We start from the raw sequence: 23,797 nt of genomic DNA on the forward strand, positions 1-23,797 counted from the left end.
TAAGGTACGCGCCGCCCTCTTCCCAGCCCAATCCCAGCAATCGCCCAGACTTGTCTATGACTTACCCAGCGTCAATTTAGCAATTGTCGCCAGTTGCATGAACGACGTGCCCTCGTAGATCTTCCCGATCTTGGCGTCCCGGTACAACTTCTCCACCGGAAACTCCTTCACGAAGCCCGATCCGCCGAAGACCTCCACGGCCAGGCTTGCCGTCTTCTCCGCCACCTGGGAGGCCACGTACTTGCACATCGCCGCCTCTTTCAGGAACTCGCTGCCGTTGTCCTTCAGCCGCGCCGCGTTGTAGACCATCAACTTTGCCATCTCGATCTCGGTCGCCATCTCGGCAAGCTGAAACTGCATCGCCTGAAACTCCACCAGCGCCTTGCCGAACTGCTTGCGTTCCTTGGCCCACTTCGCCGCATGGCCCCACGCCCCGGAGGCCAGCCCCAGCATCTGCGCGCCAATCCCGATGCGCCCTTCGTTCAGCGTCTCAATGGCAATCTTGTACCCCTTGCCCGGCTCCCCGAGCACTTGGTCCGCGCCCACCACGCAGTCCTGAAACACCAGCTCGCAGGTACTCGAAGCCCGAATCCCCAGCTTGTCTTCCTTCTTGCCGACCGAAAACCCCGGCGTCCCCTTCTCCACCACGAACCCCGTAATCCCCTTGTACCCCAGCGCCGGATCGAGCGTCGCAAACACCAGGTACAGACCTGCCTCCTTCGCGTTCGTGATCCAAAGCTTCTGCCCGTTCAGCACGTAGTCGCTGCCCCTCTGCGTCGCACGGGTCTGCAACGCAAACGCATCCGACCCCGAGGCCGCCTCGCTCAGGCAGTAGGAGCCGATCGTGTCCTTCGCCATCCGCGGCAGGTACCGCTTCTTTTGCTCGTCCGAACCCCACTTGTTCAGCGCATTGATGCACAGCGTGTTCTGCACATCGACCATCACACCCACCGCCGGGTCCACCTCGGAGATCGCCTCGATCGCCAGGCAGGCATCGAAGAAGCTGCCACCCGCGCCGCCCAGCTCCTCCGGCACCTCGATCCCCATCAGCCCCAGCCCAAACAGCTCGCGGATCAGGCCCGCGTCCATCGTCTGCGCCTCATCCATCTGCCGTACCAGCGGCGCAATCCGCTCCCCTGCAAAGTCCCGCACCGACTCCTGCAGCATCCGCTCTTCATCGCTCAACTGCGTCAACGCCCGCGCCCGATCAGCTCGCATCCCAACCTCCGAATCCAACCGAGCTTAGCATCCGAAGCCTCACTCCGGCTGCTTGGCGGGATCGTCCTTAGGAGTTACATGCAGCGCCTGCCCCACATGCCGAGCAGAGGTCCCCAGCGCATGAGTCGTCTTGCGATAGCTCTTCCCCAGCGCGTTCCCGGTCGAATCCTGCGCCGTAGAAAGCGCCCCACCCGTAGCATCACCCGCCGTAGAGATGGCCGAACCAGTGTTATCCGCGCTATTCGCCAGCTTCAACTCCGTACGCCCGCTGATGGAGATGATCTGCTGCGCCGGATGCCGCCCCGCGCTGTACCAGGCGATATCCGTCTCAGGCAGCTTCTCCAGCCGACCCAACGGCTCCGCAGGGAAGTTCGTCGCCTCCATCTTCCCCAGCAGCGGCCACTGATTCGAAGCCACAAAGACTGACCCATTCATCGGCCGCCCCGGCTCGCCAAGGTTCACGATTCGTGCCGCCGGCAGCGCCGTCATCTGCTCGCACTTGTCCGCGCCGCATCCCCGCTGGCAAAGCGTCTCGTTCAGGTAAGACGCATGCTTGCCCGGCGAGATCCACACGTTCGCCCCATGCTCCTCCGCATGAAGCGTAGACGCCCGAGCGATCTGGCTCACATCGCACACCGTCTGCTCATGCGCCGCTGCGTACCAGTACACCGCAGTCCACTTCGCCGTCAGCACATCCGGCCCGGAGGCCCGCACCAGCGCCGACACATGCTCCGTATCCAACGGATGCCCGTGCCGCCCACAGTCGATCCGCCACAGATGATAGAAGTGAATCTCCACCTCCGGCGCATCCTTGCTCGAGCTTTTCACCGGAAACGCCTGCCCATAGATGGTCCCGTCCTCCGTCTTCACGGTCGGCACCTTCATCTCCGGCACAAACTCCGCCGGCACATTCGAGCAGTCGTCTTTCCCCACCATAAAGCTAGGCGCAAACTGCGTCAGCAGCCTCTGCTCCAGCTCATCGCTCAACCCATCTTTGTCTGTATCCGGCTCAGCCGAAACCACATGCGCCGTTTGCTGCCCATGCAGCAAACCCGCCCCCAAAACCAACCCCAGAACCACCCGAGTCCAAATCATGCAACGTTAGATGCGTCAGCCAGCAGCCGCAACCTTGCGCCCGCCCCGGCTCACGATGCTCAACCGTTCCATCGACAGAATCTTCCTTGCCTGACCCTTGGCATGAGTCCCCCACGGCCCCACCGGGTCCAGCCGAACATAAGCCATCCAGTGCCGCAGCGCCCTCCGCTTCTCGCCCGACCGCTCATACGCCAGCGCCAGGTTGTAGTGCGCGTCCGCATAGCTGGGCACCAGCTCGATCGCCCGTCCGTACGCCTCGATCGCCTCATCCAGCCGCAACATCTCGTCCAACACGTTCCCCAGGTCGAAGAACGCCAGCGCATACTGCGAGTCTGCCTCGGTCGCCCGCCGGTACATCCGCTCCGCCCCGTCAAAGTCCTTGCGGTTGTAGAAGATCGTCCCCAGGTTGATGCACGCCGGCGCATGATCCGGCTTCAGTTCCAGCAGCGATTCATATACCCGCATCGCCTCGTTCACCGTCGCCGCATTCTCTTCAAGCTGTACCCCGCGCAGGAACATCTCCTGCACCTCCGCGCTCGCCTTGGCCCGGTACGCCGCAGACCCCGCCACCGGCGCCGCGTTCACAACCTTCAACTGCCCCTGCATCCCTTCAAAATCGAACGCCAGTTGTTGCGTCATCGGGTCCACCAGAGCCCCGCCATGCCGGAACGCCAGCCGCGAGCCATGCCGCACGGCACTCGTCTCCGTCAGCACATTCCGCATCCCCACAACCTTCTGCATCGCCTCCATGGAAGCCAGCATGCTCTTCGCGGAGACACGCCGAGCCCCGCCTGTCCGCATCTCGCGCAGCGCACGCAGTTGCGACAGGTGCTCGAACGAGTAAGCCCGTTCATTTTCAGGATGGCTGGCAATGAGCCCGGCGCGCTCCCATGCGGTGAGCTGGCGGGTCTTCAGGTGAAGAATTCGAAGCACGTCTTGACGGGTATATCGGGTCACAATGGGCTCTCGGTCCGCTCGTCGGCACGCTCTCACTTGGAGTATGCGTTGCGACCGTTAACCAATCAAGACCCACAAGCCAACCTTCCGTAAAAACAGGTGGATATCGTGTACCAAATATGGTTCAAATTCGCTTCAAAGAAGATGAGCCGCAGATACTGCACCTTCCAGCACCCCAACCTGCCGTTCCAGCCGCCGAATCTGCACATGCGGCAGATCCTCCGACTCCATTACCGGCCCGCTCGCACGCGCTGCCAGCCCACCCCCATCGCCTGAAGCAAGCCGCTGCCCCAGCCCTTCAAGCCGCACCGCCAGCGCCTCCAACCGAACCGCCGTATCCGCCTCCCCATGCGCCAGCCGCGCAAAGCTCAACAGGCTCTGCGTCAGCCGCCGCGTATAGGTCACGAAGGTCAGCTCATGCTGCCACCGCTCCTCACGCCGCTCTTCCATCTCCTCTGAAACCCCACGCCGGCTCAACGCCACAGGCTCCAGCAGGATTCGTTCCACGCACTCCTCCGCATCGTTTGAAGCAAGCCCGCAAGCCCTCCGGCGGCTAGCCACAAACTGCCTCGCCCCACGCTCGCCTGCCGTCCCACGCAGCGGCCACAAAGCCAGGATCGCCCGGGCATACGCCGCCTCCGCTGCACAGCAGTTCGCAAAGAACCGCCCCAGGTCCATCCGTTCCGTCTCCGGCCACAGCACCCGCATCGCACCCAGCGAGATCGCCACCCCCAGCAGCGTCAGCCCCACCCGAACCGCCGCAAAGTGCCAGTCATGCACCCGCGGCAGGCTCATCAGCACAAACGTCGGCGTCAGAAAGAAGCAGTACCACCCATAGTCCACCGCATAGAACGCACACGTCAGCACCGCAAACAGAACGATCACCGCAATCAACAGCGGAGGCCACTGCAGCGAGAGCGCCAGCAGCGCCGCCAGCAGCCCACCGGCCAGCGTCCCCCGCACCCGTTGCAGACTCCTCTGCATCGTGTGCGCCACATTCGGCTGCAGCACAATCAACGACGTCATCGCCAGCCAGAAACCATGATTCACATGCACCACCCGCATGATCACCGCATCGGCCGCACCCACCAGCGCCACGCGCAACGCATGCTTCATCATCACGCTGCGGAAGCTCCAGTTGGACCGCACCGCGTCCGCCCAGCCTCTGCCCGCCTCCGTCATCTGCTGCAGCTCAGATACCGCCGTCTCAGAGCCAATCCGTTCCACCCCGCTCCAGATCGCGTCCACTGCATCGACAGCCAGCAACAGCGTCTCCCGGCCATCTCTCCGCTCCGCCGCCAGGTGTTCAAAGATAGGCGAGCCCGCGGCCCTCGCCACGTCAGCCTCGCTCTCCGGAACCATCCGCCCAAGTTCATCCCCTTGCGGCCGCTTCACCAGCGCCTCAGCCACTCCCGCATAAGCCGCACCCATCCCCCGCGTCCACTCCCGAATCCGCTCACACTCCGCCCCGGACGCCAGTTCGAGCAGCTCCCCCGCCCGAATCGTCGAGGCAAAGAAGATATCCGCCAACTCCAGCAGCACGCTCAAATTCCTCGCCCGGATCGTCCGCACCGCGGACCGTGCCTTCGTTTGCTCCAGCGCCCGTCGCGCCGCCTCAATCTCCAGCCGTAGCCGCCGATGCTGCAGCACCATCGGAGTCCGCAGACCCACGGCCGCCTCAGCCCGAGCATCCTCCGCCACCATCCCAGCCAGCCCGCTCAGCGTCCGATAGCACTGCGCCACCGCCTGCCTCGCAGGTCGAAACGGGTCCAGCGGCCAGAAGAACAGACTCAAACTCGCGCCCCAAAGCCATCCGCAACAGAACAACAGAGCCGCGTTCCCCAGCGCATGAGCGCTCTGGTGATTCGGGCTCAGCATCGCAAAGTAGATCACCAGGATCAGCACACTCGTGCTCGCCACGTACTGGGACAGCGCCCGCGCAAACGTATACGCAAAGCACACCGCCAGCGTCATGGCCACCATGCTCGCCACATTGCCGCTCGCCAACGCACCCAGCACCAGTGAACATAGTCCGCCCACCAGCAACGTCGCAATCGTCTTCAACCTTGACCGGTAAGGCCCGCCATTATCCGCCAGCACCACGTAAAACGACCCCAGCGCGACCCAGCCCTCGGCCCGCCCCAGCAGGTGCGAGCCCACGATACTCACCCCCACCGCCAGCCCGCCGCGCAGCCCCCGCGACCACTGCAGCGACCGCAGCGAAACCGGAGCAGAACTCGGCCGCAAAAGCCTCATCCTCGCAGCCAGACTCCTCCACCCCATGGCACGCTCCAGCTACCAGCCTAGCCGAAAGCAGTCGGCATGGGTCGCAATCCGAAGATCAATTGATAGGTTTGAAACGGGCGACCTCTCTGAATCAACTCTTCCAGCTGCACTCTGAACAAAACTTCATCAACAGTTAACTCATCGCTCATTCCACGCGTTGATGCTCATCTGCGGTTGAGAGTCGCTACATTCCATGTCGCAGGCGAACAAAGCAGCACAAGGCAAGTGAGGGAGATCGATGAACAAGTCTCAAGCAAACGTCGCATGGATTGCCAGTGTGCCAGCCATGGCACTCGGCCTGGCGTTGACCGCCCCCATGGCCGCCCAGACGACCCCAGCCCCAGCTCCGAAGCCGGCAGGAACAGGCCACGCCGACGACGCGCCCAACGGAAATCGCAGCATCTGGACGCTGGACGTCACCGCCGATCGCAAGAAGCACGCTACCATGGGCGGCTACACCAAGAAGTGGGATCTCAGCGACCTTCCGCACTACCTGCCCAAGCAACACCCCACGGGCACCCTCAGGATATGGGGAAGCAATTACCTCAAGGACGGTCCGCTCGGCGCGTACTGGGCCGACGCCTTCAAGAAGTTCCAGCCGGGCATCACCATCGAATACAACCTGCCCACCGCCGGCATCGCCGTGCCTGCGCTTGCCGGCAAGGTGGCCGATCTCGCCGTGGGACGCCCCGCTACGCTCATGGACTACCTCACCTTTGAGCAGGTCTTCAAGTACGAGCCCACGGAGATCATCGCGGCGACTGGTTCTTACGACGTCTACGGCTGGTCCCCAGGGTTCATCATTCTGGTCAACAGCCAGAACCCGCTCACCCAGATCAGCATGAAGCAACTGGACGGCGTCTTTGGCACGGCGCGCAACGGAGGTTACGATCGCAGCATCTGGCGGACGGATTACCCCTACCGCCGCGGAGCGGAAGACAATATCCGCACCTGGGACCAACTGGGTCTCACCGGAGAATGGGCCGGCAAGCCCATCCATCCCTGCGGCCAGTCGCCTCGCGCCAACGTCCAGAATGTCTTCCAAAGTCTGGTCATGCACGGCAGCGATCAGTGGGTCGAAGGATATAGCACCTACGCCAACCACGCCACGCCTGAGGGCAAGATCAACGCATGGAGCACCCAGGTGACCAAGCAGGTCTTGAGCGATTCTCAATCCATCTGCATCGCATCCCCGTTGACCATCACGCCCGACGGAATGCGAGAGCTTGCCATACAGGGTTTCAATGGTGGCCCATTCGTCAAGCGCACGCTTGAGACCACCCGCGACCGCAGCTACCCCTTGATCAACGAGATCTTCTTCTACGCCAACAAGCCACCCGGACAGACCGCAGATCCTAAGGTCGATGAGTTCCTGCACTTCATCCTGAGCCAGGAAGGCCAGCAGGAGATTCAGCATGAAGGCCGTTATACCCCGCTCACCGGCGCGGTGGTCAAGGCGCAGATTCTGAAACTGGAGCCCTCCGCCGGGTCGAAGGCAACGTCGGAAGGCGGCGGCAGTCAGTAAATCAATCGAACGGTGTCTTCTTCAAACTCAATCACTCACGCGCATCCGCACGGAGGTCTAGACCAAAGGCTTTGCGCCCTGCCTGGTCTCGACAGCTTCACTGTCTCTGTGGATGGTCTAAGGAAGTCAAAGGCGCTCTGCTACCGGGAGCACTGGTTGAATGAGTTCGGCTACGAGCGGCAATGGCTGCCCCACGCGCACGAAGGCGTCTTCAATGGCGTCATGGGTGTTGCCGGAGACAAAATGCAGGCGACGGGTCATGCGTGCGGTGAGCCTGCAAAGCTCATAGCGGTTACCAATCTGATCGTTCGCTCTAAATACCTGCTCACACCGCATAGCACTCCCCCGCCGCACAAATCTGGTCGATTCGACCTCTCAGCGACAGGACAAGTCTTGCCTGCGCAGATTAAGCCCTGCTGAAGCAGAGTTGAAATCTGTTTCTTCTCGTTGAGTCGCAGGCTCACAGCGGAAGGCCGTCCGCGATAGGCTCAAGCCATCCCTTGATGAAGGCGAAAATTCTTTCATGTGGGGTTCAGAGTTCCTTCACTTCAGGATCGTACCAATGACACGCTCTACAAATGGTTGATTTCGGCGGCGGGAAGTTTGAGGCCGAGGAACCAAACGGAGTCGAGAGCAGCTTTTGAACGAACTCCTGGAGGGGTATTTTGAAGAAGATCGGAATTGGTATCTCGCAAATCGAGTACGGATCGACGTCTGCAACGGGCGGTGGAGTGCGGCTCCTCCCGCTGACTGGGATGGCGATGTTGATGTTGGCTGCTTCCGGCTTTGCGCAGACCTCCGGAGGCACCGTGTCAGGAACGGTGCTGGACCCAACGGGCGCGGCGTTACCCGGGGCGAAGGTGCAGGTGGTGAACATAGCGACCAATGCGACGGTGGATCTGACCACCGGCGATTCCGGCCTGTTCAACGCGCCGAACGTGAACCCCGGAAACTACCAGATCACGGTCATTGCACCTGGGTTCAACACGCAAAAGATCAACACACTGGTTGAGATCAGCAAGACGACTGTGCTCAAGGTGCAGCTCGAGGTGGAGCGGGTAGGAGCGACGATCACGGTGAGTTCCGCAGTGGCTCCGGTGGTGGACCTGGAGTCGTCTTCGCTGAACCAGGCGGTGGACGGCCGCACGGTTCGGGAGCTTCCGCTCAACGGCCGCGACTGGACACAGCTCAGCGTGCTGGAGCCGAACGTCCATACGGTGGACAATCAGTTGAGCATCTCCGCGGGCGATAACTCACGATCGAACCGTGGTGTCGGCAACCAGATTTCGATCGGCGGGACGCGGCCGCAGCAGAATGTGTACCGGCTGGATGGGATCATCACGAATGACTACTCTGGCGGCGGCCCGGGTGGAGCGCTCGGTGGAACGCTGGGCGTGGATGCGATCCAGGAGTTTGCGGTGACGACTTCGAACTCGACCGCTGATTACGGGCGGACGTCTGGCGGGACGATCTCCGCCGTGACGCGCGAGGGGACGAATGCATTTCACGGCTCCGCGTATGAGTTCATCCGGAACAGCGCGCTGGATGCGAAGAATTACTTTTCAACGAGCCAGTTTATCGCTCCGTTCAAGCGCAATCAGTTTGGGGGATCGATTGGCGGGGCGATCCTCCACGACAAGTTGTTCTTCTTTTTCAACTACGAGGGACTGCGGCAGTCTCGCACGACGACGGTCACCGATACGGTGCCGAGCGTGAACGGACGGGCGGGTCTTCTGGTTTGTACGCAGACCGCAACCGCCTCTAACGCGTCGTGCCTGAACGCCCCTGGTGGCACCAAGGCCCCTGCCAACTCAGCCGGGGTGCAGCAGATTGCGGTGAGCCCTCTGGTGGCTCCGTACTTGATGTTCTACCCACTGCCGAATGGCCCGGTGACGGGTGATACCGGAAGCTGGACGTTCAACTCCAAGGCGGTGGCCAGCGAAAATATGTTTACGGGCCGGCTGGACTACACCATTGGGCCGAAGGATGCGATTCACTTCACGGCGCTGAACGACAGCTCCACCGATGCACAGCCGGATGCCTTCAACTTTGTAGTGACCGGCCTTCAGCCGGACCGCAAGATGTACAGCATCGCTGAGGCGCATACCTTCTCACCGAAGATCGTGAACTTCGTGCGCGCGGGCTATGCGTATACGTTCACCGTTGCACCCGCCTCCAGCACGGCCATCCAGCCCTCGGCCTCCGATACGTCGTTCGGCTTCGTCCCCGGTGCCACGGTCGGCAACCTGCAGGTGGGTGGGCTTACCTCATTCTTCGGCGGCGTGAACGTCGAAGGCGTCTACTCCTACCACTACAACAGCTACCAGTTTGGCGACGACGTTTACATCACCAAGGGTAAGCACAACATCCAGACCGGCTTCTCCTTTGAAGCGATTCAGTCCAACAATCGCGGGACCAGCACTGCCGGCTTTTATGCCTTCGGCTCGCTGCAGACCTTCTTGCAGAACGCCCCGACCAGCTTTACCTCTTCGGTCCCCGGTGGCAGCACTCCGGTTTATATGCGGGAGAAGATATACGGTGCCTACATCCAGGATGCTTACCATATCCGCCCGAACGTGACCATCACTGCAGGCATGCGCTATGAGCCGACGAGCGCCATCTCGGAGGCGCATAACCACTTCGGTGTGCTGACTTCCCCTACCTCTACGCTGCCCAGGCTCGGCGGAATCCTCTTCGGCAACCCGACGCTCGAGAACTTCGCCCCACGCATCGGTGTCGCCTATGATCCGTTTGGCAAGGGCAAGACTTCTATCCGCGCCGCATACGGAATCTATGACACCCTGCCTCTTACGTACATGTTCAATCTCAGCACGTTGAATGTGGCACCGTATGGGCAGACCATCAGCGTGACCAACACCGCCGCGCTGGCGGGGACCTTCCCGAAGCAGACGTATGCCAATGCCGTTGGAACCACCATTCCATGCACCCTGGCTGCGATTACCGGTGGAGGCGCCAACCCAACCGCAGGATGCAAGATCGCTTTCATCGACCAGGATCCCAGGCGGCCTTATGTCCAGCAGTACATCTTCAGTCTGCAGCAGCAGGTGGCCAAAGGGACGACCCTGGAGGTCGGATTCACCGGCGCGCACGGTGTCCGGCAGCCGATGAAGTCCAACGACGGAAACATTGTGGAGCCGATCAATCCCGGCAGCTACAACCTTCTGTGGCCGTCCGCCACCACGGTGACGACCACGACTGCGGCGGGAGCCGCGACCACCAAGACCACCTACTCGGGCACGAAGATCAATCCCAACGTAGGTCAGACGGATACGACGTACTTCAACGAGTCCACGACGTATAACGCGATGAACGTGGCGCTGCGGCGGAGCATTGGATCAACGCGGATTGGCGTGTCATATACGTGGTCTAAGTCGACGGATGAGTCTTCTTCCTCCAACGGCGGTACGAACTTTGTGAACTCGATTATTGCGCCGTTCCCGCGGGAGATAAACCGGTTCAAGGGTCTTTCCGACTACAACGTGAAGGACAACCTGACGGTAAATGTGCTGTATACCGTTCCGGGGCCGAAGAACGGGACTTTCATGCGGCTGATCGGCGATGGGTATCAGGTTGGCGGGATTGCGCGGGTGGCGACGGGTCTTCCGTTCACACCGCTGATCTCCGGCGATCCGCTGGGATTGCAGAGCGCGAGTGTGTTCTCCTTCCCGGACCGGCTGAACACGACGGGCTGCACGGGTAATCCGGTGAACCTGGCGGATAAGTTCAACTACCTGAAACGGAGTTGCTTTGCTTTCCCGACAGGGAACACGATCTCCAATGCAACGGCGACGGCCGCCAACGGTTCGGTGACGACGACGCGCGTGTTCAATCCGGCGCTGGGGAATGTGCAGCGGAACTCGATCATCGGGCCCGGGGTTACGGACATGGATATCTCTCTGGTGAAGAACACGGCGATTCCAAAGGTTCGGGACGGATTCCGGGTTGAGTTCCGGGCCGAAGTGTTCAACGTATTGAATCATCCGATGTTCCAGGTGCCCAGCCGGCAGTCTTCGGCTGTGTTCAACGCAACGGGGACGCCGTTGACATCGCAGATTCTCTCGCTCACATCGGTTCCGGAGCGGCAGATCCAGTTCGGTCTGAAGCTGATTTTCTGAGGCTGTAGGAGAATAAAGGGCCGCCGAGAAGCCGGCGGCTCTTCTGTTTCGGGCCTCGACGGGCCATGGCTTAGAGGCTAGGACCGTGTCCTCAGTTGTTGTCGGTACTATGGCGGCTCGCTACACGGCTTGGTGAGCTTTCCGAGGTGTCCAGGGCGGGAGCAATGACAGAGGTAGCGAGGAATGAGGGCTACTCGATCTTCTTGCGCTGGGCCACGGCCACGGATTCATTGATGGGGGTGTAAGCGCCATCATCAGCGACAGCCTGCATGCCCTCGCGGCTAAGAATGTAGGCGACGAACTCGCGGACCTTTGGGTCCACTGCGGTGCCAGGCTTGCGATTGATATAGAGCGTGGTGAAGCGATGGATGGGGTAGGTGCGGTCCCAGATGGTCTCCGGGGTGGCTTCGACGAAGTGCTCATGTTCGTCCCCGCGATCATGGTGGGCACGATCGGCGTGGCCGTGGTGATGGCGGTCGTGATCGTCGGCCAGGCCGAGGGCACGGATCTTGTCGTTGGTGTACTGCAGGTTGGCGAAGGCGATGCCGTCGGGGTCGTCTGCCAGGGCTTTCAGGATATAGTTGCCGGCGTTGATGACCTCACCCTTGGCATCGTGTCCGTTGTCAAAGTCCTTGAGTGAGGGGTTCCAGGTCCCCTTGTCATGCAGGACGACGCGGTTGAAGTAGCCGGCCATGCCGGTGTCGAACTGGTAGCCGTACACATGGATGGTGTGGGTGGCCATGGGGCCGGTAACGCCGAGGTCCCCCCAGGTTTTGATCGTGGGGTTGTTACCGAAGACCTCCTGAGCCTGCTCCATGGTGAGACCGGGGAGAGGATTGTCCTTGTTGACGAAGACCTCCAGAGAGAACGTCTTGTGTGGTGTGCCGAAGGAGCCCGAGGAGATTTCAATGCCGAGAGGGAGGTAGCCCCAGCGGCCCTTGAAGCCGTTGATCTCGGAGCGGTAGCCTTCGCGGCCGATGAAGGAGATATCGGCGATACCGGTGGTGATGCCGGCCATGGCGGCTTCGGTGCCGGGCAGGTTGGTGGTGAAGGTGACGTTGGGCTGGAAATTCTGAAAGCCTTCTTCCCACTGCTTCATGAGCGTGGGGATGTAGTTATTACCGTAGACGCGGATGACTCCGGAGACCTTTTGGTGCGAGGTGTAGGGGGTGAGGGAAGAGACGTCGTGATGTTGGGGAAGCTGGGCGGCTGCGCTGGTGGCAGCAAGGAAGAGAGAGGCTAAAGCGGTTTTCATTGGAGGGCCTCCCGGGCTTTGGCGGCGGCATCCGGCGGTAGAGGGAGATAGCCGCCGGTGCGGGCTACGATGGCCTGGCCTTCCGGGCTGACGATGAAGTCGAGGAAGGCGGCGACGTTGGGCGGGACGGCGGATTTGGGCTTGCGGTTGGCGTAAAGGTAGATGGTGCGGGCAAGCGGATAAGAGCCGTCCTGAATGGCGGCAGCGGTGGGGAGCGCGCCATCGATGGGCAGGGGCTTGAGTGCGGGTTCGGGGGCGACGGTAAGGGCAAGACCGTCGGGGTCGCGCGCAGTGGCAGCGGCGATTTGAGCGGCGGTGGGGATGAGATGCAGGCCCCAACCGAACTTTTGCGAGCCCTTGAGGGCGGCGCGCTCGAAGAACTGGATCTCAGCGGATTGGATGGGGTACGTGTAGACGTGGATCTGGTGCGAGGCGATGGGGCCGGTCAGGCCAAGGTCGCCCCAGGTACGGATGGAGTGGTCCGCGCGGCGGTGGTCTGCATCGAAGATGCCGTCAAGCTGGGCCATCGTGAGGCCGGTCAGGGGATTGGATTTGTTGACGAAGATCTTGATGGCGGGGGCGTGATGCGGGGTGGAGACGGCGCCCATGGCGACGGGGATGCGGAAGGGATCGTAGCCTGCGCCTTGTTGGTAAGCGTCCACCTCAATAAAGCTGGCTTCGCGGTCGAGAAGAGCTAGGTCCGCGACGTTGGTGTACATGCCGGCGAGACCGCTGGCGTTGCCGGTAAGTTCGTCCACAAAGCGGGTGCCGGGGTGGGATTGTATGAAGGCGGACTGCCATGCGCGGAGCAGTGTCAGGATGTAATCCTGACCGCGGTGGCCGTGCCCCCAGATACGAATGGTTCCTTCTGCTCCCGCGGTGGGCGGCGTGGAAGGGGATTGGGCAAGGGCCGACGAGGCCAAGGTGATGAAGACTGCGAGACGAATTGGGAGAAGGCGTCGGGGCATGTGGCTTTCTGCAGTGATAAGTGAAGAGAAAGGCAATTATCGAATCAGCTTAAGCTGTTCGTCGATGACGTTCTGGGGAAGGGGATAGAAGAAGCCGAAGTTCTTCACATCCTCCTGGCCTTCGCGGCTGAGGATGTACTTCATAAACTCCTTGGCGCGATCGTCCATGGGCTTGCCGGGGTGCTGGTCGATGTAAATATAAGCATCGCGCTTGAGGGGATAGGTGCGGTTCTTGACGTTGTCCGGGGTGAGGGCGACGTAGGGGCCACCGTTTTCAGAGAGGTCAATCTGCTTGACGTTGGGGTAGTTCTTGGAGTGAAGGATAGGACCCCATGCGATGCCGTACTTGTCCTTCGAGAGCTCTTCATACATGCGCTCGCTATCCACCTTCTTCCCCTCCGGGTCTCCGGGAACGGTCTGGCGGCCTTCGACATACTCTTTGTAGTTCTCATTCCACTTGTCGCCGTTGTGGAAGAGTCTGCGCTCCATCCAGTACTTGAAGCCGGGAGCGATGTAGCCGTAGGTCTGGATGGGTTTGTTGGCCCACTCACCGGTGAGTCCGAGCTGACCCCAGGTGCGGATGTTCTCTGACGCAGGCCGGGCCCATTTGGCGGAGTAGAAGATTCCATCCCAGCCGCCGGTGCGGGCTGCGCCGAAGATTCCGTCGAGCTGCTTCAAGCTCAGCTTTGCGAGGGGGTTGTCCTTGTTGACGACGATCTGGATCGCCCACAGAGCGCCGCGAGTCTCGTAATGGCCAGTGGCGACGGCGATCTCGGTGGGGAAGTAGTGTTTCGTTTCATAGAAGGCGAGATAGTCGCTGACCTTTGCGTCGTCTCCGGCCGGTGCGACGTCTGCTCCGAGCAGGTAGAGCGCAGGGATTGCGCCCTCGCTGGACATGGTGAAGTTGTTGCCGAAAGTAGCGTCCGGGTGGAACTTCTGGAAGCCCTTCTCCCAGAGTTCGACCTGGCCTTTGAGGCCGCCTCCCACGATGATGATGCCGCCCTTGATCAGGACGTCGGGCTTGTAGGGGCGGAGCTGCTGGGGGTCGAACATCTGGGCGAACGAGGTTGCGGCGCAGCAGGCGGAGAGAACGAGGGTAGACGTGAGAAGTGCAGCGCGCCGGGTCAGGTTGGTCATGGTTCCTCTTGAAGCTGGGTGATGATCTTGAGCGAAGAACGCGGAGTGTTTTTCGCGGCAGATAAGGAATAGGCGGCTGGACTGAAGAACCGCTGAAGATTGTATGAAGATCTTGTCATGGGTGGCAATGGTGGTGAAAAGTCGGCCTTATTCCAGCTTCTTGAGCTGTTCCTGGACGGCGGCGGCGGTGAGCGGAAGGTACTTGCCATCCTTCGCGATGGCCTCCTGGCCCTCGCGGCTGAGGACGAAGCGGAGGAACTCCTTGAGCTTGGGGTCGACGGGTCTGCCGGGGACGCGGTCCAGGTAGAAGTAGACCTCGAGCAGCATGGGATAGGTGCGATTCTGAATGGTTTCTAGGCTGGGGGCGACGTACGCAGAGCCGGGCTTCTCGGCTATTGCGAGCATCTTGGTTCCGGGGTTGAGGAACATGGCTCCGCTGTAACCGATGCCGAGTGGGTCCTTGGCGAGGTCGAGCATGAGCTGCTCGGCGGCGATTTTCAGGGTGCCGTCGGGGCCTGCGTAGTTGGCGTACTCCTGCAGGGATTCGGACCACTTGTCACCACCCTGGAAGACCATCTGCTGGAAGTCGCGGGCCATGCCGTACTCCAGGTTCAGGCCGTAGACGTGAATGGGAGCCTCCTTCCATTTGCCGGTGAGGCCGAGCTGGCCCCAGGTGCGGATGTTGGCGGCGGCGGGGCGACCGGCCTCCGGGTGCCAGGTAGTCCCCTGGTAGCCGCCGCTGCGGGCTGCACCGAAGATACCATCGAGCTGCTGAACGGTGAGCTGGGCGATGGGGTTGTCTTTGTTGGTGACGATGGCGAGTGCGGGGCTCCAGCCGGGGACGTCATAGGAGCCGGTGGCGATCAAGATGCGTAGGGGTTCGTGATTGAAGGCGCGCTCATAGAGCTCTTCCTCGGAGAAGGTGAAGAGGCGGCAGGCGGCGAGGTCGGCGACCCCGGTGGCGAGGGCCGGCGCGGCTTCGAGCGCGGTGTGCATGTGGACGTCGAACTTTACGTCCGGCTGTAACTTGTGGAAGGCAGTCTCCCAGTAAGAGTTGAGGTTGGACTCCGCAAAGTAGTTTGAGCCCCACTCGCGAATGGTTCCGGAGGCCTGCACCTGCGGCTTGTAGGAAGGTAGGGAGGATAGATCCCAGGGGTGGGTGTAGTAGACCTTCTTGGCGCGGCCGGAGACGTGGGCGGTACGGGCGGCCTGAACGTCGAGGCCGGTGCGATCCTGAGCGAGCGCAGCCAAGGAGAGGGAGAGGGCGAAGAGTGCGGCGAGGATACGAGGGGACATGCAGCGGTTCTCCGTGCGTCTGGAAGGTGGATCAGGCAGGCTAGAGAACTCTGAAGGCCAGATGTGAGGGATGTCTGAAGGACGGATGAAATTACATTCACAGCGTGCCGTGTGTCTTCAGGCGTTGACGACTTCCTCAGCTTCGTTGTCGTGCCAGACCTCGCCGGCTAGGGCGCGGTTGCACTGGTCGGTGTTGAACTCGCCTTCCCATTTGGCGACGATGATGGTGGCGACGCCGTTGCCGATGAGATTGACGAGGGAACGCATCTGCGACATGAAGCGGTCTATGCCAAGCAGGAGCGTAATGCCTGCAACCGGGATGGTGCCGAGGGCGGAGAGCGTCGCGGCGAGGGTGATGAAGCCGCCGCCGGTTACAGCCGCTGCTCCCTTTGAGTTAAGCATGAGGACGAAGAGGATGAAGATCTGCTGGCCGAAGGTGAGGTGGGTATTGGTGGCCTGCGCGATGAAGAGGGCAGCAATGGTCAGATAGATCGAGGTACCGTCGAGGTTGAAGGAGTAGCCGGAGGGAATGACGAGGCCGACGACGGATTTGGAGCAGCCGAGGCGCTCCATCTTGACGATCATGCGCGGGAGCGCGGTCTCCGACGAGGAGGTGCCAAGAACGATGAGGAGCTCCTCGCGAAGGTATCGGATGAGCTTGAAGATATTGATGGAGGCGGAGACACAGATGAGACCCAGGACGATCACGACGAAGAGAATGCTCGTCAAGTAAACACAGGCGAGAAGCTTGCCGAGGGATACGAGCGTGTGGAGGCCGTACTTGCCGATGGTGAAGGCCATGGCCCCGAAGGCGCCGATGGGGGCGAACTCCATGATGTAAGCAATGATCTTGAAGGAGACGTGGGCTAGGCGGTCGGCGAGGTTGGTGAGGGTTTTGTCCTTGTCGAGCGCGACGAGGGCGAGACCTGCGAGGATGGCCAGGAGCAGGACCTGCAGGATCTCGCCTTTGGTAAAGGCGCTGGTAAAGGTGTCTGGGATGATGTTGAGGACGAAGTCGACGCCGTGCGGGGCGGCGTTGGCGCTGGTGTACTGCGCGATGGACTTGGTGTCTAGAGTCTTGGCATCAATGTTCATGCCGCGACCAGGCTGGAAGAGCGTTGCGACACCGAGGCCGATGGCGAGCGCGAGGGTGGTGACGACCTCAAAGTAAAGGAGGGCCTTGACGCCCACTCGACCGAGCTTTCGGATGTCTCCAATGCCCGCGATGCCGACCACCACGCTGAGGAAGATGATGGGTGCGATCATCATGCGGATGAGCTTGATGAAGCCATCGCCGAATGGTTTCATCGCAATGCCGAAGTTGGGAAAGAGCGCACCGGCAATGACGCCGGCGATAATGCCCACGAGCACGCGGAGGTAAAGGGTCTTATAGAAGGGCTTGTGGGCGGCGGTGCTTGAGAGTGAAACTGACATGGCTTCGATCCGTCTGGTGCTTGATGGGTTTACCTACCGCAGTGATTGTGCCTGTTTTGCTGCATCCGCGCCTGAGAGCGGGAGGAAGCTGCCCTGGGCGGCGGCGACACGCTGGCCTTCGGGGCTGAGGATGAAGCGGAGGAACTCAGCGACGCGGGGGCTGACAGGCATATCGGGCTTACGGTTGATATCGATGTAGACCCCGCGGGTGAGGGGATACCGAGCGGAGACAAGGGTTTCGCGGCTGGGGGAGAGGCCGTCTATTTGTAACAACTTTGCTCCGGATGCGGCGTGGATGAGGGTGGAGATGGCGAGGCCATTGGGGTCTTGGCGAAGGGCGGCGATGGTCTGCGCTCCCCAGGGCTGGTTGGGCGTATCGTGGAACTCCCGGACGAGCGACCAGTTCCATCGGTCGCCAAGGCCGAGCAGGGTCTGCTGAAGGAAGGCACCGGTGCCGGTCTCTTCATCGGGAATGTAAGCGTGGATGGGCCGAGAGGCCCAGGGGCCCGTCACTCCGGCGGAAGCCCAGGTGGTCGCGCCGGAAGGCATGCCGGGACACCCGAGAATCTCGATGAGCTGCTGTTTGGAGATAGAGCGGAGTGGGTTCTGACTTGAGACGAACACGGCAAGGGCGGGAGAATGTTCGTCCTGTTGGAGGTCGCCGGTCAGAACCTGGATCTGGAGAGGCTTGTAGCGGAAGACCCACTCGAAACCGATGACCTCGTTTGCGGTGACCGGGCGGCCCATGAGCGAGAGGTCCGAGGTGCCGGTGATGATGCCGGCCATTCCCGCGCCGGAGCCGTAAAGGGATTGGGTGAAGGTGATGTCAGGATGGTAGCGGCGGAAGGCCTGCTGCCAGGCCGTGAGGACGCCGGCCATCTGATCGTCGCCCCAGCTGCGGATAACGCCCGGGCCTACATGTGAGGGGGCAAACGTCTGCGCGTGCGCGGTACCGGAACACGTCAGCACAGCGACGAGGAGGAGGCGGCGGATCATTGGAGCTTCTCCAATTGGCGGCTGGCGATGGCGGGTTGCATGGGGAGGTACTTGCCGTTGCGGACGATCTCACCTTGGCCTTCCCGGCTGAGAAGGTAGGTGAGAAACTCCTTGACGGCGGGGTCGACGGGCCGCCCAGGTTTGCGGTCGATTTCAGCAGGGATGATGCGCCCCAGTGGGTACTGGCGGTCGATGAGCGTGGCCTTGGTGGCTTCGTAGTAGGGACCGTCGGCATTGCGGGCCAGCGCGAGTGGTTTGGTTGCGTCCCTGGCGATGCCCTTGAGATAGCGGACGTTCGAGAGGGCCATGCCGTAGGGGTCCTTGGCCAGGTCGTCGAGGATCTGCTGCCCGGAGTCGTAGATGGTGCCGTCGGCGTTGTGAATGTGGCGATACTGCTTCATCTCGCAGCGCCACCGATGGTTGCCGTCAAGTGCGCGGAACTGAACGAAGGTGGAGAAGACGTCGTCCTGATGCCAGCCGTAAAGATGGATAGGCTTGTCTGCCCAGTCGCCAGTCAGGCCGAGCTGGCCCCAGGTAACGATGTTTTCCGCGGGCGTGTCCTGGAAGGCGAAGATGCGATTGAGTTGCGGGAGAGTCAGCCTGGTAAGCGGGTTTTTGGAGTTGACGAAGGTGCCGATGGCAAAGTCGAAGTTGCGCACGTCCACGCTGCCGGTGGCAATCTCGATCTCCGTGGGGGAGTAATGTTTGACGCGATTGAAGGCAACGGTCTCAAACGGATAGATCTCCTGGCCCAGGATGGCGATGTCGCCCTTGCCGGCATAGAGCGCACCCATGGCGGAGGCGGTGCCATACATGTCGTATTCGAATTTGATGTTGGGTTGGAATTTGGCGAAGCCATCGACCCAGGCCTTGAAAAGCATGCCCATGAAGTCGAGGCCCGGAGCTCCGTGGCCCCATACACGAATGGTGCCGGCGATCTGCTGCGGTGGGGCGTAATGAGGCAGGCCGGCGAGGGCTTTGAGTTCGGGCTCGCTGGGCAGGGGGGCCTGGGCCAGGAGTGACGCGGAACAAAAGGCGATCGCGCCCTCCAGGATGAGGGTGCCAAGGTTTCTCGAGATGCGGAGGTGAAGGGGCATAGGCTGCTTGCAACGATCGTGAGCCATGCTGCCGGGACCAGATGAAGAAAGAATGGAGTAACGATGAAGAAGACTTAACCCATGCTTGACCGGCAACGCTCATGCCGCGAAGTCAGGTAGAACGACGACGCCGTCGGAGTCGCTGTAGAGCACATGGCCAGGGGTGAACGTTATGCCGCCACAATGCAGGGGAACGTCGATCTCGCCTGAGCCCAGCTTGGCGCTCTTGCGGGGAACGAAGCCAAGGGCTTTGACGTGGAAAGGAAGGATTTCAAGAGCGGCGGAGTCGCGGACTGCGCCGAAGATGATGACTCCGCGCCATCCGTTGGCGATCGCAGAAGATGCAATCCGATCGCCAAGGATCGCGATGCGGAGAGAGCAGCCCGCGTCCACGACCAGGATCTCTCCAGGTATGTCCGGCGATGGGGGATGCGCGAGGATGGACTTGACGAGGCCATTGTCCTCTAGGCAGCGGATGGTGCGAATGCGACCGGCAACGCTGCGATGAAGGCCGAGCAGGTGCATGGCGGTGTCGCTGACGGAGGCGTCCGGGTGAAAATCGAGGACGTCGCTGGTGGGCATGGCTGTCGGCATGGAAAGACTCCGGGACGTGGATGGGTATGCTTCAAGGCGGAAGGATACAGGGTTGAGTTGTTCATGAATGCGGTGTGCGGCAGATTAAGACTTTTTTTTGCTGCGTTTAGGTAAAGGAAAGCGAGGGCAGCTTAGGATTCTCGCCGGATGTTGAGTAATGGATGTGAGGGCACGAGCATGACGGGCTTGATGATGCGGAGATGGTGGTTGGTGGCTTCGTTTGCAGTTGCGGGCGCGGCGTATGCACAGAAGGTTCAGCCGGCTCCCTCGCGATATGACGAAGAATTGAAAAAGCTGGGCGATGGATTGACAGAGAACATGGCAATCCGTGACGTTCATTTTGCGAAGACAGACGATCGCAAGCATAAACGGTTCTATACGGAGCAGTGGGATCTGAGCGCGACACCGGAATATAAGCCGAGCAAGCAGTTCACGGGGACGATCCGGGTATCCGGAAATTACCTGGTGGAAGGGACGATCGCGGACCAGTGGAAGCAGGACTTTGAAAGGCTGCAGCCCGGCGTGAAGGTGGAGATGGTGCAGGAGGGCGAAGTCGCGACAGGAGACGTGCAGATTGAGACGGGCCCACGCATGAAGGACCGGCTGCGGCAGGCATCCGAATTTGAAGACAAGCTGAAGCGTTCGGTGTTCGACGTGGAATGGGCGACGGGATCTTACGATGTGCCGGGCTGGAGCCCGGGCTTCGTGATCTTTGTGCAGAAGGATAATCCGATTGCGCACCTGTCGCTCGCGCAACTCGATGGCATCTTTGGCGGCGCGCATACGGGCGGATGGGACGGGACGACGTGGCGCACGGACAGCGCACGCGGGCCCGAGAAGAACATACGGACATGGGGGCAGCTAGGGCTCACGGGCGAGTGGGCGGATAAGCCCATCCACATCTATGGGCGACCTTTGAAGTACAACATCCAGCTTGGGTTTGAGCGCAAGGTCTTCCATGGCGGCGACGTGTGGAACGAGAACACGTTGGAGTATTCGCATGAGATGAACCCCGATGGGTCACGGTACTCGTCGTCTCCGGAGATGGTGAAGGACATGGGCAACGATCCGTACGGGATCTGTTTCGCGGATGAAGCGTCCATGATTCCGACGGCGCGCGCGGTGCCGGTGGGGAGCACGGACGCCGGTCCGTTTATGCCGATCACGCTCAACAGCCTGCATGATCGCAGCTACCCGCTGTTTATTGAGGAGTGGGCGGAGGTAAGTGTCGCGCCGGGCAAGCCGTTGGACCCGCTGACGAAAGAGTTCCTGACGTTCATGTTGAGCCGTCAGGGGCAGGATGCGGTGCAGAAAGATGGCAAGTGGATTCCGATTCCGTCCGATGTTTCAAAGGCCGCGATTGCAAAGCTGAATGAGCCAGGCAAAGTGGTTCGTGCGGGAAAGCTTGGGCTGCAGGATGCAATGCTGGCGCCGGCCAAATGGATGGGCGACTCACCCGATGAGACCGGCAAGGTCAACGCAAAGAAGGCGTACTACACCAAGCGCTGGGACCTGAGCGATCTGCCCGCCTACGACGCGACGACCCAGGTAACGGGAACGATCCGGATGCCGGCCAGCGGGCTCATTATGGCGAGCACGGTGGGACAGGCGTGGATGGATGGTTTCCGCAAACAGCAGCCGGGCGTGACCTTTGTGAAGCAGGATGGCGAGCTGATCGACAAGAAGGTGGATCTGGAGCTTGGGCGCAAGTGGAGCAGCTACTTCGCGGGTGAGACGCTCCAGTTCCAGTTGAAGTACAAGCACTCGGCACGGGAGATTCAGATTGGGACTGGATCGTACGATGTGCCCGGGTATAGTCCGGCGTTCGCGATCTATGTCAATAAGAGCAACCCGGTGACGGGTCTGACCATGGAGCAATTGGACGGTATCTTTGGCGGGCCTCGGCGTGGAGGGTGGGTGTCTACGGCGTTTCGGCGGCAGGTAGGACGGACGTCGGAGAAGAACATTCGGACATGGGGCCAGGCGGGTGCTCCAGGTGCGTGGGCAAGTCAGCCGATCGATGTCATCGTGCCGCCGTTGAAGTACCACATCATGACTGTGTTCGAGCGTAAAGTCCTTGAGGGCGGCAATATGTGGAACGACTCGATCAAGGAGTATCCGCTGTTGCTGAAGGCGGATGGGACACGAAACGTTCCGAGCGAGGAACGCATCAAGCGCGTGGGCATGGATAAGGATGCGATTACATTCAGCCAGGAGGGCTTCCCGGCAGGGCAGGCGAAGGCATTACCGTTGGCTGCGACTGACGGTGGACCGTTCGTGCCGCCGACGCTCGAGAACGTACGCAACCGGAGTTACCCACTCTCGCTGGAGCTATATGCGTATGCGGACCAGCAGCCGGATAAGCCGATGGACCCCGTAACAAAGGAGTTTCTACGCTACATCCTGAGCCGCGAGGGACAGGATATGCTGCAGCGCGATGGCAAGTGGCTGCCGTTGACGGCAGAGATGGTGAAGGAGCAGCGGGAGAAGCTGGATATGGTGATTCCGCCGTTCAAGAACCCGGGTACGAAGGCGAAGGCAAAAGCGGCGGCCGGTGCGCAGTGAGGCATGACCGAACCCCAAGCGATCGAGTTGATGAAGAAAAAGAAGGTTGCCGCTAAGGCTGCTTTAATCACGCTCGGCGAGATTGGATGAGTCGCGGCACGTACGGAAGCGAGGAGTTTCATTGTGATGACAAAGTCCGCTTTTCATCTTCCCGGCCTGTGGCTGAGCGCGATCTGCGTTCTGGCCGCAGGGTTCGGCACAGCTTATGCGCAGGCACAGAAGCCGTTTGGAATCCAGCAGCGCTGGGTGATTGGCGGCACTGGGAGCTGGGACTATGTGAAGGTCGACAGTGCGAGCCATCGCCTGTATGTGGCCCACCAGACAAAGGTGGAAGTGATCGACCTGACGAGTGGGAAGCTGATCGGTTCCATCGGCAATCTGAAGCGGTGCCACGGTATAGCGATTCTGCCTGACGGCAAGACCGGCTTTATCACGGACGGCAATGCGAACCAGGTGGTGGTATTCGACACCGAAAAGCTGACCACGATCGAAACGATTCCGGCCGGGAAGAAGCCGGATGGAATTGTGTACGAGGCATCCACCAATACGGTGTGGGTCTTCAACGGAAACAGTAAGAGCGTCACGGTGCTCGACGCAGTAAGCCGCAAGCCGGTGGCCACGATCGCACTACCGGGCAAACCTGAATTTCCGCAGACCGACAACGAAGGAACGGTGTTCGTAAACATCGATGAGCCAAACTCCATCGTTGTTCTCGACGCAAGGACGAAGACACTGACGGCAACGTGGCCGCTGCGTGGATGCAAGGGGCCATCAGGGCTTGCGTATGACCAGGATGGCAAACGGCTGTTCAGCGTGTGCGACGGCAGGAAGATGGCCGTGACGGACGCGCGCACAGGGAAGCCGCTTGGCCTTGCGCAAGTGGGCGATGGGCCCGATGCCGCGGGCTACGATGCCAGGAACGATCTTGCATTTGCCTCCAATGAAGACGGGACGATGACGGTGATCGACGCGGGCAAGCCGGAGTTTCCGGCCATCCAGACCTTGGCCACGATGAAGGGGGCTCGAACCATGGGTGTGGACGCAACGACCGGAACGATCTACATGGTGAGCGCGAAGCTCACATCGCATATCCCCCCGCCCACGCCTGAGGTGACGCATCCTCGCCCGGATCCCGTTCCAGGGACGTTCACGGTGTTGGTGATCGGCCGCTAACGGTGCGTATGGTTGTCTCTTCTAAGTGCGAGCCAAAGTGACTGTATGAATGTGATGCTCCAAAT

General features: G+C 61.0%; 17 protein-coding genes. 4 read left to right on the top strand and 13 right to left on the bottom strand.

The window, feature by feature from the left end; all coding sequences use genetic code 11:
* Window positions 1-54 precede the first annotated feature (54 nt).
* The 4 genes from ACIX9_RS02500 to ACIX9_RS02515 form a co-directional block, all read right to left on the bottom strand.
* Window positions 55-1,218, bottom strand: a complete 1,164-nt coding sequence (locus ACIX9_RS02500; protein ID WP_013578900.1) for an acyl-CoA dehydrogenase — start codon at window positions 1,216-1,218, stop codon at window positions 55-57.
* Between the two features lie 39 nt (window positions 1,219-1,257).
* Window positions 1,258-2,313: a hypothetical protein gene (locus ACIX9_RS02505; RefSeq protein ID WP_013578901.1), complete on the bottom strand. Its 1,056-nt coding sequence runs from the start codon at window positions 2,311-2,313 to the stop codon at window positions 1,258-1,260.
* Window positions 2,314-2,328: 15 nt separating this feature from the next.
* Window positions 2,329-3,306, bottom strand: a complete 978-nt coding sequence (locus tag ACIX9_RS02510; RefSeq protein WP_269744687.1) for a tetratricopeptide repeat protein — start codon at window positions 3,304-3,306, stop codon at window positions 2,329-2,331.
* A gap of 99 nt (window positions 3,307-3,405) precedes the next feature.
* On the bottom strand, window positions 3,406-5,526 hold the full coding sequence (locus ACIX9_RS02515) for an FUSC family protein (protein WP_198152140.1): 2,121 nt from the start codon (window positions 5,524-5,526) through the stop codon (window positions 3,406-3,408).
* A 268-nt stretch (window positions 5,527-5,794) separates the two neighbouring features.
* Here ACIX9_RS02515 and ACIX9_RS02520 point away from each other — a divergent pair, with 268 nt between their 5' ends.
* Window positions 5,795-7,081 (top strand): PstS family phosphate ABC transporter substrate-binding protein, encoded by a 1,287-nt coding sequence (locus tag ACIX9_RS02520; protein ID WP_013578904.1) that lies wholly within the window; start codon window positions 5,795-5,797, stop codon window positions 7,079-7,081.
* Window positions 7,082-7,207: 126 nt separating this feature from the next.
* Here the strand turns inward: ACIX9_RS02520 and ACIX9_RS26240 are convergent, their stop codons facing one another.
* Entirely contained in the window at window positions 7,208-7,417 is a 210-nt protein-coding gene (locus ACIX9_RS26240) for a hypothetical protein (RefSeq protein ID WP_013578905.1), read from the bottom strand.
* A 329-nt stretch (window positions 7,418-7,746) separates the two neighbouring features.
* Between ACIX9_RS26240 and ACIX9_RS02525 the strand changes: the two genes are divergently transcribed.
* A complete protein-coding gene (locus ACIX9_RS02525) occupies window positions 7,747-11,217 on the top strand; it encodes a TonB-dependent receptor (protein ID WP_013578906.1) in 3,471 nt (1,156 codons plus the stop codon).
* A gap of 190 nt (window positions 11,218-11,407) precedes the next feature.
* Here the strand turns inward: ACIX9_RS02525 and ACIX9_RS02530 are convergent, their stop codons facing one another.
* The 8 genes from ACIX9_RS02530 to rraA form a co-directional block, all read right to left on the bottom strand.
* Window positions 11,408-12,472 (bottom strand): PstS family phosphate ABC transporter substrate-binding protein, encoded by a 1,065-nt coding sequence (locus ACIX9_RS02530; RefSeq protein WP_013578907.1) that lies wholly within the window; start codon window positions 12,470-12,472, stop codon window positions 11,408-11,410.
* Window positions 12,469-13,440: a PstS family phosphate ABC transporter substrate-binding protein gene (locus tag ACIX9_RS02535; RefSeq protein ID WP_013578908.1), complete on the bottom strand. Its 972-nt coding sequence runs from the start codon at window positions 13,438-13,440 to the stop codon at window positions 12,469-12,471. Before ACIX9_RS02535 ends, ACIX9_RS02530 begins: the two co-directional genes overlap by 4 nt.
* A 36-nt stretch (window positions 13,441-13,476) precedes the next feature.
* On the bottom strand, window positions 13,477-14,577 hold the full coding sequence (locus ACIX9_RS02540; RefSeq protein ID WP_013578909.1) for a PstS family phosphate ABC transporter substrate-binding protein: 1,101 nt from the start codon (window positions 14,575-14,577) through the stop codon (window positions 13,477-13,479).
* A 147-nt stretch (window positions 14,578-14,724) separates the two neighbouring features.
* Window positions 14,725-15,873 carry a PstS family phosphate ABC transporter substrate-binding protein gene (locus ACIX9_RS02545; protein ID WP_013578910.1) on the bottom strand — a complete coding sequence of 383 codons (1,149 nt, stop codon included), beginning with the start codon at window positions 15,871-15,873 and terminating at the stop codon, window positions 14,725-14,727.
* 117 nt (window positions 15,874-15,990) lie between these two features.
* Window positions 15,991-17,307, bottom strand: coding sequence for a dicarboxylate/amino acid:cation symporter (locus ACIX9_RS02550; RefSeq protein WP_013578911.1), 1,317 nt, complete (start codon window positions 17,305-17,307; stop codon window positions 15,991-15,993).
* A 33-nt stretch (window positions 17,308-17,340) separates the two neighbouring features.
* Window positions 17,341-18,303, bottom strand: a complete 963-nt coding sequence (locus ACIX9_RS02555) for a PstS family phosphate ABC transporter substrate-binding protein (RefSeq protein WP_013578912.1) — start codon at window positions 18,301-18,303, stop codon at window positions 17,341-17,343.
* Window positions 18,300-19,400: a PstS family phosphate ABC transporter substrate-binding protein gene (locus tag ACIX9_RS02560; protein ID WP_041596903.1), complete on the bottom strand. Its 1,101-nt coding sequence runs from the start codon at window positions 19,398-19,400 to the stop codon at window positions 18,300-18,302. The genes ACIX9_RS02555 and ACIX9_RS02560 overlap by 4 nt, the downstream gene beginning before the upstream one ends.
* 99 nt (window positions 19,401-19,499) lie before the next feature.
* The gene (rraA, locus tag ACIX9_RS02565) at window positions 19,500-19,994 is read right to left on the bottom strand and encodes a ribonuclease E activity regulator RraA (protein ID WP_013578914.1); all 495 of its coding nucleotides are present in this window, start codon (window positions 19,992-19,994) and stop codon (window positions 19,500-19,502) included.
* A gap of 210 nt (window positions 19,995-20,204) precedes the next feature.
* Between rraA and ACIX9_RS02570 the strand changes: the two genes are divergently transcribed.
* Entirely contained in the window at window positions 20,205-22,559 is a 2,355-nt protein-coding gene (locus tag ACIX9_RS02570; protein WP_198152141.1) for a PstS family phosphate ABC transporter substrate-binding protein, read from the top strand.
* A gap of 126 nt (window positions 22,560-22,685) precedes the next feature.
* Window positions 22,686-23,732, top strand: a complete 1,047-nt coding sequence (locus ACIX9_RS02575; protein WP_013578916.1) for a YncE family protein — start codon at window positions 22,686-22,688, stop codon at window positions 23,730-23,732.
* Window positions 23,733-23,797 lie beyond the last annotated feature (65 nt).

It is taken from the genome of Granulicella tundricola MP5ACTX9 (assembly GCF_000178975.2).
Classification (GTDB): domain Bacteria; phylum Acidobacteriota; class Terriglobia; order Terriglobales; family Acidobacteriaceae; genus Edaphobacter; species Edaphobacter tundricola.